A 13414-nucleotide genomic window follows, 5' to 3' on the forward strand; every position below is an offset into this window, starting at 1 on the left:
CGTTCGGCCTGCTGACCGGCCCGTGTCGGGGTTGGTCAGCAGGCCGTTCTTTGTCAGTCCCCCTGAGTACGGTGGGACGTGGGGGACCCAGCAGCGAAGGGGACCCCTGCGCAAGCACGCTCAACGCGCTCGCCGACCACCGCGCGTCGCGACGAGCGCAACAACCCGATCCGCCACCTCTCCTGGGTCTTCGTGCTCCCACATCCAGACCACGAGCCACCCGGCCCCCGCGAGCTGCACGTCCGTGTCGCGATCCCGCACCACCACACCGTGCAGCTTCACCTGCCACCACTCGCGGTTGGCCTTGGGCACCTGCCCGTGCTCCGGGCACGAGTGCCAGAAGCACCCGTCCACGAACAACGCGGTCCGCGCGCCCCGCAACAGCACGTCAACCCGCCGCCGGCGACTCGTCCCCGGCGCCGCGACGTCCACGAGGTACCTGAGCCCCCGCCGGTGCAACGCCCGCCGAACCGCGAGCTCAGGCGCGGTGCCGGACCGCCGCGTGCGGCGCATGACCCGCGAGGCCGCGTCCGAGCTGGCCGCCGGAGCCGGCCCCGCATCGACGTACTGGTACATGAAGTGCAGTTTCCCGGAATTGTCAGACCCCGTCGCTACCGTCACCCCATGACCAACGCCGCCTTCCGCAAACTCACCCCCACCCCCGACGACCGCCTCGCCGAGCTGGGCCTGCGCCTCTCCGTCCTGGACCGCGCGATCATCGCCGGCATCGACGCCCGAGCCGCCTCGCCCCCGTTCGGCCCGACGAACGCACCCGGCCTGCTCGACTGGATCCACCGCGTCGGCACCCTCCGGCAGCTCTTGGCCGCCGAGGGCTGGGAACGTCTCGACCAGTGGAACGCGGGCCTGATCAGGCACCCGGCCCGGCCGATCCTGCTCGGCACCCTCCAGGGCAACCGCGGCACCGGATCACCCGACGCACCGCTGCGCAGCGACTACGCGAAGGGCCCGGCGATCGCGGCCATGATGCGCGACAACGACCACGACCAGTTCGCGCTGTTCGAGAACGCCCGAAACGAGGGCTTGAAGCTGTGGTTCCTGGTCACCTACCCGTTGCAGCTGGAGGACAGGCTCGTGGTCTTGCGTGAGGTGTCCCAGCCGGAGCCGACGCCGCAGAACCAGGTGATCGACCGCTGGGCGCACCGGATCCCGCTGCCGCCGATGGAGTTCGAGCAGCTCAAGGCGCCGAATGTGGACGGTCCGGAGGAGGTCGACGTCCCGGTCGCGTTGAGGAAGTGACAGCCGAGCTCGCGGAGCTGTCCAAGTCGTTTACAAGCATCTGGTGTCTCGCTGTTCCACCATGCGGGCCTAGTGTCTGCGCAGCGTCTACAGATGCTGGAGCCGCCGCAGCCGGTCGGCCGTTGGCGACGGTAACGCATTCGGCGCTTTCGGTAGCCCAACGTCGGTAACCACCGAGCCGCCGACCGGGACGGCCAGCAGCAAGCCGCGCCGTCGTGCCGTCCGACGTGCTTTGCCCCACCTGTCGCGAGCGCCTTTTCGTGCTTGGCGTCCAGCTGTGTCATCATCGCGAGCATTCGCCTTCTGTTGCCCATCAGGCAAATCGCGATCGTCGCGCCGCAGGGCAGCACCGAGAGCGCCCTGTTAACCAGAAGCAGCTCCGCCCGCTGAGCAGCCCCTATCATCGTGGGCCTTCCGCCTCCCACCATGATCACTGACACAGTGACACACAATCGGGTGAGCCGAACCGCTAACGCGTAAAGGCCGCTACGCGATTATGAGTCGATCGACGAACGGCAAGCACCAACTCGTGGGGAGCCCGGCAGCATGCCCGTTGACAAGACCGAGCGTGAGATCAGCGAACTCGTCAACCAGATCGAGCGTGGCGAGATCAAGCTGCCGGAGATTCAACGCGGATACGTGTGGAAGCCGACGCAGGTCGCGAAGCTCATCGAGTCCCTGTACCGCGGTTACCCGTCCGGCTCGCTGCTGTTCTGGCAGACCGACGAGGCACCTCAGACCAGAGAGGCGTCAATCAGCGCGCCGACAGCGCAACCTGCCGTCATCCCGTTGTACCTGCTGGATGGCCAGCAACGAGTGACGTCGCTGCACCGAGTGCTCACAGACCATCCGCAAGCCGCGATCGTCTTCCACATCGAGAAGGAGAAGTTCCAGAACCAGAGTGCCGCGACCAAGAAGGATCCCCGCTGGATCAAGGTTTACGACGTCCTGAAGCCTGGTGTGGACTTGTACGGACTCGTCGGCGAACTGCGCGAAGCCAATCCCGACCTCTCGCCCAACGACATCAGCAAGCGACTCCAGCGCCTGGCAACTGTTCCGAATCACAAGTTCCACATGGAGGTCTTGAGGGACTTCCCGTACGACGAGGTCACGCAGATCTTCATCCGGGTCAACAGCGGCGGACGACCGCTCAGGACGTCGGACCTGGCGTTGGCGACCTTGTCCGCGCGCTGGCCAGGCGTGCTGGAGAAGCTCGAGGAAGAGGCAACACACTGGACAAGCCGTGGCTACAAGGACGTAGACGTAACGTTCCTCACCAGGGCGCTTACCGGGGCGGTTCTCGGTCGCGGCCTGTCAGCGTGGTCCCATGCCCGCCTTGTCGCCGCAAGCGATGAACAGCTGGAAAAGGGCTGGGCGACCGTTCAGCGGGGCCTCCGTCACCTCATCCCGTTGTTGCAGAACAACCTCGGTGCAACGCACAGCAAGCTGCTGCCGTCGATGATCGTGCTTCTCCCGCTCATCGTCCTGCTCGGCGAACGAGAGGATGAGCAGCTGGACCATACGAGTGCCGACGGCATCCTGTACTGGTTCCTGCTCGCCACGATCCGCAACCGGTACAGCGGCTCGACCGACACGCGCTTGGGCCAGGACATCCCAGCAGCACGAACGGCAGATCCTGTCCGCCAGCTGCTCAGCAACCTCGGCGTCACAGGCGCGGGGCTCACAGTGACGCCGCAGGACCTCGTCGGCAGAACAGTCGGCAGTCCCTTCTTCTTCCTGAGTTTCCTCGTCGCCAAGGAGGCAGGTGCCAAGGACTGGTGGGGTGCCATCGGTATCTCCCCTGCGGCGGAGGGGAGCAAAGGACTGGAGTATCACCACATCCACCCGCAGGCGACGCTCAAGAACCACATCGCCCGCTACAGCAAAGCCGAGATCAACGATTTGGCCAACTTGGCGTTCATCTCCGGCCGTGCGAACCGCAAGATCAGTCACCGTTCCCCTCTCGTCTACTTCCCGACCTTGGGCGATGGCGAACTGGCGGCTCACCTGATTCCGTTGGACAAGTCGTTGCGTGATGCGAACGAGTACCGCTCGTTCCTAACCGCACGACGGACACTTCTCGCCGAGGCGATGACCAGCCTTCTCAACCGCTTCAAGCCTGATTGGCTGGTGTCGGCTGATCAACCCGTCGACCCGATTGCCGGCTCTGTTCTGGAGTTCGTGCTCTACGAAAACCCAACAGGCGAGAGCGTCATCGTCGCCACCGCGAGCGGCGAGTTCGACTGGTCGGGCACAGTGTCAGTCGTCGAGTTGAACGATGTCCTCGCGGCCGCAGCTGCCGGCGTCGATGGAGATCTCATGGTATCGGGAGAAAGCGTCCCCGTCCGCGTCGACGACGAGGCTATCGAGATCCCGATAGGGCCGTTCCTGGTAACTGGAACGGCATCAGAGTGGTGGAAAGTGCTTGATCGTGAGAAGGACGACGCTCAGCCAATGCGCGCCTATGTGGAGCGCGCCACGGCGGCCTGGAACGGCGAGCACGTCATCTTCCCAGTGACGAGCGTCGACTGATGCCGAAGATCCTGCTCGCGCCGTCCTACGGCAATCGAACAGCGCAAAGACACTTCGACACCACCATCGCAGACTTGGTTCAGTTCCAGAGCGAACGCCACATCGAACGCCCCAAACAAGAGCTCTTGTCCTTGGAAGGCTTCTCACCGAAGGACCCGCTGACCGGCCAACGCCTCGTGCGATCTGAGTGCGTCCCACGGGTTCTCCGTGCGTTCAACATCAGCACGAGCGTCGCCGAAGCGATGCTCGAAGCAACGATCGCGGAGACGCTCGAACGACGATCAAGGGTCATCCCTGTAGAGGGAGTGCACAAGAACAAGTTCACAAGGACCACCGCGACCAGCGTTTCTACCGCCCACCGCGTGGAGAGCGCACTTGTGCTGGAGTATCAGAATTTCTGTGATTCCCACCGACTACAGAGCTTCGTCACCTCCAGTGGGCGACGTGCGGACCTGTACCGCGACGACGTTGAGGGGGTCGAAGTGATCGAGGCCAAGAGCCTCGCCAGCCATGAGAAGCTGCGCGAGGCCGTAGCGCAACTTCTTGACTATGCGCCCCACAGTCCGAAGCCGGTAACCAGACTGACCGGCCTATTCCCCCAGTCGCCTGATCAGGAAGGAATGGCCTTCCTGCACCGGCTGGGCATCGACGTCGTCTACTTTGACGGCGAGACGTTCATCCGCAGCCCGGCGCCGGACGCTCGGCGTCGGTACATGGTCCCGGTGTGGCGCGACACCTGACCTGCGACCTCGCAGCTTCAACAGCGCCAATAGCAATCTCTGCACAGCGCCAGCACATTGCGCAGTAGCCGCAGCCCCAACCACCGCCTGCTTACCTTCGCTGTCCATTTAGGTGACTGGAGTGCTATAGCGCCCAGGGAGCGGTGAGCCCGTTGAATACACGAAGCACCCGACCCGCGACCCCCACGTGGCACCATGATGAGCCAGAGGCGACAATGGCCGGATCATGTTCACCCCGTCGCGACTCACCCTCGCCCGCACCCGGCGCGGTCTCACCGCGGCCGAGCTCGCGCGCAAGGCCGGTGTCACGGCGGGTGCGATCACCGAGTACGAGCGCGGGCAGCGCCGGCCCCAGCAGGCCACGCAGGAGGTGCTCGCGGCGGCGCTCGGGTTTCCCGTCACCTTCCTGAGCGCGCCTGAGCCCGCCCAGCCGCAGGCGATCAGCACGCCGCGCCCGGAAGCGGTGTGCGTGGCGCAGTTGGCGATTGAGTTCAGCGGGTGGCTGGAGCGGATGTTCGTGCTGCCGCAGCCGGACCTGCCGCGGCCGCGGACCGGGCCTGCCGAGGTGCGCGGGCAGTGGCGGATGAGCACCGGGCCCGCGCCGAACATGGTGCAGTTGCTGGAGTACCACGGTGTGCGGGTGTTCTCGGTGGACTGTGCGGGGGTCGGTGCGTTCTCGTGCTGGCACAACGGGACGCCGTTCGTGTTCCTCGACCCGGCGACCACGGCGGAGCGGGCGCGGTTCGACGCGGCTGTGGAGTTGGGGACGTTGCTGGGGCACGAGGAGCCGGAGGAGTTCGCGGCGGAGTTCCTGATGCCGATGACGCAACTGGAAGGCACGCACCACCGGCATTGGCACGTGGACAAGGAGATGTTCGACGAACGTGCGCGCGGTGTGGTGACCGCGCCGACCACGGCGGTCGGGATGCGGCGGGAGACGTCGAAGCTGCTCACCAAGGTGTTCCGGGCGTTGTTCCGGGCGTTGCGGGAGAACGGCACGACGCACGCCGCTCCAGGTGGCGCGCGAGCTGACGTTGGGGTTGGAGGACCTCAACGGGCTCGTGTTCGGGTTGGTGCTGACGGCGTTGCCGGGTGGTGGAGAACGAGGACCGGTGCGCAGGGCACGCCTTACCCTGGTGCATTGATGTCGTTCTGGGGGAAGCAATGCTGACGTTCCTGCGGTACCTGGTGGCCGTGCCGTTGCTCGTCGCGAGTTGTGCGGGTGTGCCGGTCGGTTGTCAGCTGCTGTCGGTCTACACGTTGCGGCGGTGGCGGGACACGCCGTTCGACGTGCGCGCCGAGCTGACCGAGCGGCTCACCGAGTACGACGGGTTCTGGCCGATTCCGCTGGCGCTGCTGCTGTTCTTGGTGCTGTGGCGGACGACGACGGTGTGGCCGCGGATCGCGTTGGTGCCGTCCGGGTTCATCGCGGTCGGCGGGCTGATCACGGCCGGGTTCAACGAGCTGGTGAGCACGGCGGCCTCGCTCGCGGCGCCGTTGGTGGCGTGGACGTTGGCGTGGCTGGCGGCGCGGGTCGTGTCGTGGCCGGTCACCGCGGACGTGCGGCGTTCGCCGGTCGAGGTGCCGGTGCGGTTGCGCGGTGGTGGGCGGCTGCGGGTGCAGTCGCGGCGGCTGCTGCTCGACAAGCTGCCCGCGCCGGTGCACGCGGCGGCGACGGTCAACCGCGTTGCCATCAGGTTCGACCGGATCACGCACGTCGAGGTGGGTGCCGTGCACACGCCGGCGGTGTGGCGGTTCGGCAACACCAGTGAGCTCACCATCGCGCCCGGTCCGGTGCTGCGGGTCATCGGTGGTGGTCAGGAGTGGTTGCTGCCGGTCGACGACGCCGAAGGGCTCCACCGCCTGGTCACCGAACGGGCGGACCGCCGCGCCAAGCCCGATCCGCGGCCGGCACTGGACAGCAACCGGTGGACCACGGCCAAGCCGATGTGGAACCTGAAAGGCGACCCGGCTCAGCGGAACACGCAGAAAGCGCAAAGCGGCCACCATTGGCTGCTGGTGATGAGCGCGCTCACCACTGCGATGGCCCTCTTCGCGGTCTACCGCATCTTCACCGACAGCTGGGGTTACCTCTTCGGTGTGCTGTTGTTCGGCGGTATCGGATGCGGAACCGTCAGTGCCTGGTGGAGTTCCGTCACGAACCAGAAGCTCGCTGAGGAGAATCCGCGGTCTCCCCTGGCAGACGATCCCGATCCGCGTCACCTTCCGGTTACCGGCTGGAGTGGAACATCGGTTGTACTAGGCCAAACGAGCGATATGTGAAACAGATCGCCCTGCATCGCCGACACTTAGCGTGACGAGTGCGCCGAGTCGGGAGGATGCCCGTGACGATGCAGCAACGTACAGAGCCCTCGCCTGCCGCCATCCTCATCGCCGTCGCCGTGCTCGCGCTGGTTCTGACCGTTGCCTTCGGCCCCCTCGGCTTCGTCATCGGTCTCGCGCTGTTCGCATTGATGTTCGCCGGCTCGAAGAACAAGAGCACGGTCGAGTCGATCGTGCCGATGCGCACCCGGTCCCGGCTCCGCCGCCTGTCCACGGCGGGACGGATCGCGATCGTCGGGGAGTCGCACTACCAGGACGCCATCGCCGAGGTGGCGCGGAACAACCCCGCACCCGGCTCGGCTGGGCGGAACGCGGGCATCCCGGTGACGGCGGTGCTCATGCCCGAGTCCTCCGGCCGGCACGACGACCTCGCCGTGCGGGTCGACCTGCTGCGCGGCGACGGTTCCGCGGTCACCGCCGGCTACCTGCGCGACGACCACGCCGCCACCTACCACCCGCTGCTGCTCAAGCTCGCCGAACGCGGTGAGGTCGGGTCCTGCCCGGCCCGCATCATGGGCCAGCGCTACCTCGGCGTGCACCTGCACCTCGGTGACGCACGGCTGCTGCTGCTCGACCACGAGGCACTCGGCACGGCGCTGACGTTGCCCGCAGAGCAGCAGGTCGGCATCACGGGCGAAGAAGCTCATCAGCACGTGTTGCACCGTGTGGTCGACGGTCGCACGCCGGTCCACGTCATCGCCGAGCTCCGCGACTGCCGTATCACCAGAGGCGACCACACGGGTGAACACACGCTCGAAGTGCTCCTCGAAGGCGAACGCATCGGCGAGCTCACCTACGCCATCGGCCAGCGCTACTGGGACATGATGCAGGAGTGGCGTGCACGGACCGGGCGCGCGCTCTGCGAGGCGGTCATCATCAACGAGGGCACGCGCGGCCTTCACGCGAAGCTGCTGCTGCCCAAGTAGTCCGAAGGTTCGCGGCTCCCGGCCGAGCACCTGCTGCACGCCGTCGGAGAGATGGGCCTCCTCTCCCACGCGGATGCGCACGAGCAGCATCGTCACGAGCTCGGCGATCTCGTCCGGGTAGCCGAGCTCGCGCAACGACGCCGCGTACTGCTCAGCTGATACATCGGTGTAGACGACGGGGTTGCCGGTGACCGCGACGATCCTCGCGAGCATCTCGGGGAACGACAGCGGCTCGGGTCCGCTGAGCTCGTAGGTCCGGCCGGCGTGCCCCTGCTGGGTGAGAGCAGCTACCGCCACCTCGGCAACATCCACTACATCGATGAACGGGTGCACGCCCTGACCGGCCGGCACCGCGAGCTCGCCGTGCTGGACAGGCGCGGCGAACAGGTCCTCGTCGAAGTTCTGCACGAACCAGGTGGGACGCAGGACGGTCCACTCGACGCCGGAGCTCTTGACCGCGGCTTCGAACGGGTCGTCCTCCGGCGCACCGCGCATGGACAGCAGCACGAACCTCGTGACACCGGACTTCACCGCGACCGGCACGAACTCCGCCAGCAGCGACGGGTTGTCCGGCGGCACGACGTAGACCGCGGTGGTGCCTTCGAGCGCCGGCTCCCAGGTGTCCGGGGCGGACCAGTCGAACTTCGTCGCCGACGACCTCGACGCGGGCTTCGCCGCGGTGCCGAGCAGCTGGGTGACGCGACGGCCGGTCTTGCCGGTGGCGCCGAGCACGAGGACGGTGGACGGGGTGGTTGCGCTCAACATTGACATGACCAGAGCCAATCAACATTGATGTGGACAATCCATGCTTGGTTGACCGCCGTCCTTGCTCGTTCGTCCACGTGGTAGTCAGTGGGTCATGAGTCAGCGTGATCTCGTGGACCTGAGGGACGCCTTGCGGGCGTTCGCCGCTGCCCGCGACTGGGACAGCTACCACACGCCCAAGAACCTGGTGATGGCGTTGTCCGCGGAGGTCGGCGAGCTGACCGACCTCTTCCAGTGGCTGACGCCGGAGGAGGCGAAGGACGCGATGAGCGACCCCGAGCTCGCCTGGAACGTCAGGGACGAGCTCGCGGATGTGATGCACTACCTGACCAGGCTGGCCGACAAGCTCGGCGTCGACCTCGTCGAGGCCGCGTTCGCGAAGATCGAGCGCAACGAGCGGCGGTTCCCCACCGGCAGCCTGGTTCCCGTCCCGATCGACGACGTCGCTGCGAAGGGTGAGTTGTGAGCCTGCAGAACGCACAGGTCCTGCACGTGCACCAGAAGGTCACGTTCATGATCAACCGGTATGAGGTGTTCGTCGACAACGGCGGCAAGCCCGGCGAGCTGGTCGGCTTCGCCGAGCAGAAGCGGTTCAAGATCAAGGAACGGATCACGGTCTACACCGACTCGTCGAAGAGCCGGGTGCTGTTCGAGTTCAACGCGCGCAAGGTGATCGACCTCGGCAGCGGCTACGAGGTGACCGACGCGGAGGGCCGGCGGATCGGCCTGTTCCGCAAGAACTTCGCGAAGTCACTGCTGCGCTCGACCTGGCACGTGGAGCAGCCCGGCTGGGGCACGTCGTCGGGTGCCGAGCGCAACAAGTTCCTCGCCGGCTTCCGGCGGCTGTGGGGCTGGATTCCGTACATCGGTGAAGCGCCGTTCCCCATGCGGTACCACTTCGACTTCACGCAGGAGAACGGCGCCCCCGTGTTCAGCGTCGACAAGAAGACCTGGATCCGCGACCACTACCTGGTGCAGATCCAGGATCCTGGCGTCGACCGCCGGCTGGTCATCGCCCAAGCCGTGGCGCTCGACGCGCTGCAGTCCCGCTAGAGGTACGTCAGCAGGATGAGGATCAGGCACACCAGCAGCACGACGCCGAGCACTGCGGGCAGGAGCGACTGCGAGGACGGCGCGGGCTCGCGGGCGTGCCTGCCCCGCCTCCTGCGCGCTCGCCACCGCAATGGTGCCTCCCCTGCCCACTGACCTTTCATGACGATCACGGTAGGGAGGGACGACCCCGGCTTGACGATCGTCACCCGCACGCCTTGAGCACATCACCCGGTCGGCCGCCCAGGGCGCACAAAAATGCAGAACAACACAAAAAAGCCCTGCGGGGAGCGCTTGTGGCGCTCAACCCGCAGGGCAAATTAAGTTCGGCGGCGACCTACTCTCCCACACCGTAACCAGTGCAGTACCATCGGCGCAGAAGGGCTTAACTACCGGGTTCGGAATGGGACCGGGTGTTTCCCCAACGCTATAACCACCGAAACACTATGAAATTACAACCAGCAACCCCGCAAGGGATTGCGACCGGTTCTGGTTGTTCTTCCAGAACCGCACAGTGGATGCGTAGCGTCTTTGTAACAAGTCCTCGGCCTATTAGTACCAGTCAGCTCCAACCGTTACCGGTCTTCCACCTCTGGCCTATCAACCCAGTGGTCTAGCTGGGGGCCTTAACCCACGAAGGGTGGGATACCTCATCTTGGAACGAGCTTCCCGCTTAGATGCCTTCAGCGGTTATCCCTTCCGAACGTAGCCAACCAGCAATGCTCTTGGCAGAACAACTGGCACACCAGCGGTCCGTCCGTCCCGGTCCTCTCGTACTAGGGACAGCCTTCCTCAAGTATCCTACGCGCGCGGCGGATAGGGACCGAACTGTCTCACGACGTTCTAAACCCAGCTCGCGTACCGCTTTAATGGGCGAACAGCCCAACCCTTGGGACCTACTCCAGCCCCAGGATGCGACGAGCCGACATCGAGGTGCCAAACCATGCCGTCGATATGGACTCTTGGGCAAGATCAGCCTGTTATCCCCGGGGTACCTTTTATCCGTTGAGCGACCACGCTTCCACAAGCCATGGCCGGATCACTAGTTCCGACTTTCGTCCCTGCTCGACCCGTCAGTCTCACAGTCAAGCTCCCTTGTGCACTTGCACTCGACACCTGATTGCCAACCAGGCTGAGGGAACCTTTGAGCGCCTCCGTTACTCTTTGGGAGGCAACCGCCCCAGTTAAACTACCCACCAGGCACTGTCCCTGATCCGGATCACGGACCGAGGTTAGACATCCAATACGACCAGAGTGGTATTTCAACGATGACTCCACAACCACTGGCGTGGCCGCTTCACAGTCTCCCACCTATCCTACACAAGCCGAATCGAACACCAATACCAAGCTATAGTAAAGGTCCCGGGGTCTTTCCGTCCTGCCGCGCGTAACGAGCATCTTTACTCGTAATGCAATTTCGCCGGGCCTGCGGTTGAGACAGTCGAGAAGTCGTTACGCCATTCGTGCAGGTCGGAACTTACCCGACAAGGAATTTCGCTACCTTAGGATGGTTATAGTTACCACCGCCGTTTACTGGCGCTTAAGTTCTCAGCTTCGCCCTTGCGGACTAACCGGTCCCCTTAACGTTCCAGCACCGGGCAGGCGTCAGTCCATATACATCGTCTTGCGACTTCGCATGGACCTGTGTTTTTAGTAAACAGTCGCTTCTCGCTGGTCTCTGCGGCCGTCTCGCCCTAGCCCGCAAGAGGCTTCAAGCGCTACGGCCCCCCTTCTCCCGAAGTTACGGGGGCATTTTGCCGAGTTCCTTAACCACAGTTCGCCCGATCGCCTCGGTATTCTCTACCTGACCACCTGTGTCGGTTTGGGGTACGGGCCGCGTGAAAGCTCGCTAGAGGCTTTTCTCGGCAGCATGGGATCACTCTACTTCGCCTCAATCGGCTACGCATCACGTCTCAGGATATGTGAAGCACGGATTTGCCTATGCTTCTCCCTACACGCTTGCACCAGTACTACCACTCACTGGCGGAGCTACCCTCCTGCGTCACCCCATCGCTTGACTACTACAAGTTCAGGTCCCGCGCTCCACTTACCCCTAGATCCCGAAGGATCATCGGAGGGCTTCGGGCGGTTAGTATCACAAGGTTCATCATGGGCGCGTTCACACGGGTACGGGAATATCAACCCGTTGTCCATCGACTACGCCTGTCGGCCTCGCCTTAGGTCCCGACTTACCCTGGGCGGATTAGCCTGGCCCAGGAACCCTTGGTCATCCGGCGGACGAGTTTCTCACTCGTCTTTCGCTACTCATGCCTGCATTCTCACTCGCATAGCGTCCACGGCTGGATTCCTCCGCCGCTTCAACCGCTACACGACGCTCCCCTACCCATCCCGAGACAAGCTCGAAATGACACAGCTTCGGCGGTGTGCTTAAGCCCCGCTACATTGTCGGCGCAGGACCACTTGACCAGTGAGCTATTACGCACTCTTTAAAGGGTGGCTGCTTCTAAGCCAACCTCCTGGCTGTCTGTGCGACCCCACATCCTTTCCCACTTAGCACACACTTAGGGGCCTTAGCTGGCGTTCTGGGCTGTTTCCCTCTCGACTACGAAGCTTATCCCCCGCAGTCTCACTGCCGCACTCTCACACCACGGTATTCGGAGTTTGGTTGATTTCGGTAAGCTTGTGGGCCCCCTAGACCATCCAGTGCTCTACCCCCGCGGTGAAACATACGACGCTGCACCTAAATGCATTTCGGGGAGAACCAGCTATCACGGTGTTTGATTGGCCTTTCACCCCTAACCACAGCTCATCCCCCAGGTTTTCAACCCTGGTGGGTTCGGGCCTCCACGCGGTCTTACCCGCGCTTCACCCTGGCCATGGCTAGATCACACCGCTTCGGGTCTAGACCACGCGACTATGACGCCCTATTCAGACTCGCTTTCGCTACGGCTACCCCACACGGGTTAACCTCGCCACGTAGCACTAACTCGCAGGCTCATTCTTCAAAAGGCACGCCGTCACCCCTAAAGGCTCCGACGGATTGTAGGCACACGGTTTCAGGTACTATTTCACTCCCCTCCCGGGGTACTTTTCATCTTTCCCTCACGGTACTAGTCCGCTATCGGTCACCAGGGAGTATTTAGGCTTAGCGGGTGGTCCCGCCAGATTCACAGCGAATTTCACGAGTACGCTGCTACTTGGGAACACTCTAAACAGACGCTACGTTTTCGAGTACGAGGGTTTCACTCTCTACGCCCGTGCTTTCCAGACACGTTCCTCTAACGATGCGTTTTCTGACTGTTTGCCAGTTCGGCAGAACTGACCAAGAGGTCCCACGACCCCGCGAATGCAACCCCTGCCGGGTATCACACAGACGCGGTTTAGCCTCATCCGCTTTCGCTCGCCACTACTCACGGAATCACGGTTGTTTTCTCTTCCTGCGGGTACTGAGATGTTTCACTTCCCCGCGTTCCCTCCACATACCCTATGTGTTCAGGTATGGGTGACCCCACATGACTGGGGCCGGGTTTCCCCATTCGGAAATTCTAGGATCTCAGCTCGGTTGACAGCTCCCCTAGACTTTTCGCAGTCTCCTACGTCCTTCATCGGCTCCTGGTGCCAAGACATCCACCGTATGCCCTTACTAACTTGCTACAAAGATGCTCGCATCCACTGTGCAGTTCTCAAAGAACAATCAGATCCACCAGACCCACTGCGAACGCCGGCCTGACCAATGCCAGGTGGTTCATCCGCGTCTGATGACCGATCACCGAAAGACACACAAAGCGTGTTCTCTCAGGACCCAACAGCGTACCGATCCGTCCACCCAGCCCTCGCGAC

At 63.8% G+C, this 13414-nt stretch carries 11 protein-coding genes and 2 rRNA genes; 9 read left to right on the plus strand and 4 right to left on the minus strand.

What is annotated here, in order from left to right; genetic code table 11:
- Positions 1-120: 120 nt before the first annotated feature.
- Positions 121-576 (minus strand): PDDEXK family nuclease, encoded by a 456-nt coding sequence (locus BBK82_RS01205; protein WP_065920737.1) that lies wholly within the window; start codon positions 574-576, stop codon positions 121-123.
- A gap of 48 nt (positions 577-624) precedes the next feature.
- On the opposite strand from BBK82_RS01205, the gene BBK82_RS01210 reads away from it, so the two are divergent.
- The 9 genes from BBK82_RS01210 to BBK82_RS01250 all read left to right on the plus strand — a co-directional run bounded on the left by BBK82_RS01210 (position 625) and on the right by BBK82_RS01250 (position 9616).
- Positions 625-1257 carry a hypothetical protein gene (locus tag BBK82_RS01210; protein WP_065913320.1) on the plus strand — a complete coding sequence of 211 codons (633 nt, stop codon included), beginning with the start codon at positions 625-627 and terminating at the stop codon, positions 1255-1257.
- A 546-nt stretch (positions 1258-1803) separates the two neighbouring features.
- Positions 1804-3789, plus strand: coding sequence for a GmrSD restriction endonuclease domain-containing protein (locus BBK82_RS01215; protein WP_065913321.1), 1986 nt, complete (start codon positions 1804-1806; stop codon positions 3787-3789).
- Positions 3789-4529, plus strand: a complete 741-nt coding sequence (locus tag BBK82_RS01220) for a hypothetical protein (protein ID WP_065913322.1) — start codon at positions 3789-3791, stop codon at positions 4527-4529. Before BBK82_RS01215 ends, BBK82_RS01220 begins: the two co-directional genes overlap by 1 nt.
- 226 nt (positions 4530-4755) lie before the next feature.
- The gene (locus tag BBK82_RS01225) at positions 4756-5700 is read left to right on the plus strand and encodes a helix-turn-helix domain-containing protein (protein ID WP_065913323.1); all 945 of its coding nucleotides are present in this window, start codon (positions 4756-4758) and stop codon (positions 5698-5700) included.
- On the plus strand, positions 5694-6812 hold the full coding sequence (locus BBK82_RS01230; RefSeq protein ID WP_065913324.1) for a hypothetical protein: 1119 nt from the start codon (positions 5694-5696) through the stop codon (positions 6810-6812). The genes BBK82_RS01225 and BBK82_RS01230 overlap by 7 nt, the downstream gene beginning before the upstream one ends.
- Before the next feature lie 68 nt (positions 6813-6880).
- A complete protein-coding gene (locus BBK82_RS53650; protein ID WP_237047990.1) occupies positions 6881-7798 on the plus strand; it encodes a hypothetical protein in 918 nt (305 codons plus the stop codon).
- 451 nt (positions 7799-8249) lie between these two features.
- Positions 8250-8384, plus strand: a complete 135-nt coding sequence (locus BBK82_RS55660; protein WP_257785423.1) for a hypothetical protein — start codon at positions 8250-8252, stop codon at positions 8382-8384.
- Positions 8385-8657: 273 nt separating this feature from the next.
- A complete protein-coding gene (locus BBK82_RS01245; protein WP_065913327.1) occupies positions 8658-9029 on the plus strand; it encodes a nucleotide pyrophosphohydrolase in 372 nt (123 codons plus the stop codon).
- A complete protein-coding gene (locus BBK82_RS01250; protein ID WP_237047991.1) occupies positions 9026-9616 on the plus strand; it encodes an LURP-one-related family protein in 591 nt (196 codons plus the stop codon). Before BBK82_RS01245 ends, BBK82_RS01250 begins: the two co-directional genes overlap by 4 nt.
- Here the strand turns inward: BBK82_RS01250 and BBK82_RS01255 are convergent.
- From BBK82_RS01255 to BBK82_RS01265, 3 genes are all read right to left on the minus strand, one after another.
- On the minus strand, positions 9613-9777 hold the full coding sequence (locus BBK82_RS01255) for a hypothetical protein (RefSeq protein ID WP_154696981.1): 165 nt from the start codon (positions 9775-9777) through the stop codon (positions 9613-9615). The two genes, BBK82_RS01250 and BBK82_RS01255, sit on opposite strands and share 4 nt — an antisense overlap.
- Before the next feature lie 160 nt (positions 9778-9937).
- Positions 9938-10054 (minus strand): 5S ribosomal RNA (rrf, locus tag BBK82_RS01260).
- A gap of 91 nt (positions 10055-10145) precedes the next feature.
- Positions 10146-13228 (minus strand): 23S ribosomal RNA (locus BBK82_RS01265).
- Positions 13229-13414 lie beyond the last annotated feature (186 nt).

The sequence above is a fragment of the Lentzea guizhouensis genome, from assembly GCF_001701025.1.
GTDB lineage: Bacteria > Actinomycetota > Actinomycetes > Mycobacteriales > Pseudonocardiaceae > Lentzea > Lentzea guizhouensis.

Coding starts and splice junctions, on each gene's coding strand:
- BBK82_RS01205 (WP_065920737.1), bottom strand. CDS start 576: ATGTACCAGTACGTCGATGCGGGGCCGGCTCCGGCGGCCAGCTCGGAC.
- BBK82_RS01225 (WP_065913323.1), top strand. CDS start 4,756: ATGTTCACCCCGTCGCGACTCACCCTCGCCCGCACCCGGCGCGGTCTC.
- BBK82_RS01210 (WP_065913320.1), top strand. CDS start 625: ATGACCAACGCCGCCTTCCGCAAACTCACCCCCACCCCCGACGACCGC.
- BBK82_RS01245 (WP_065913327.1), top strand. CDS start 8,658: ATGAGTCAGCGTGATCTCGTGGACCTGAGGGACGCCTTGCGGGCGTTC.
- BBK82_RS53650 (WP_237047990.1), top strand. CDS start 6,881: ATGCAGCAACGTACAGAGCCCTCGCCTGCCGCCATCCTCATCGCCGTC.
- BBK82_RS01255 (WP_154696981.1), bottom strand. CDS start 9,777: ATGAAAGGTCAGTGGGCAGGGGAGGCACCATTGCGGTGGCGAGCGCGC.
- BBK82_RS01230 (WP_065913324.1), top strand. CDS start 5,694: ATGCTGACGTTCCTGCGGTACCTGGTGGCCGTGCCGTTGCTCGTCGCG.
- BBK82_RS01215 (WP_065913321.1), top strand. CDS start 1,804: ATGCCCGTTGACAAGACCGAGCGTGAGATCAGCGAACTCGTCAACCAG.
- BBK82_RS01220 (WP_065913322.1), top strand. CDS start 3,789: ATGCCGAAGATCCTGCTCGCGCCGTCCTACGGCAATCGAACAGCGCAA.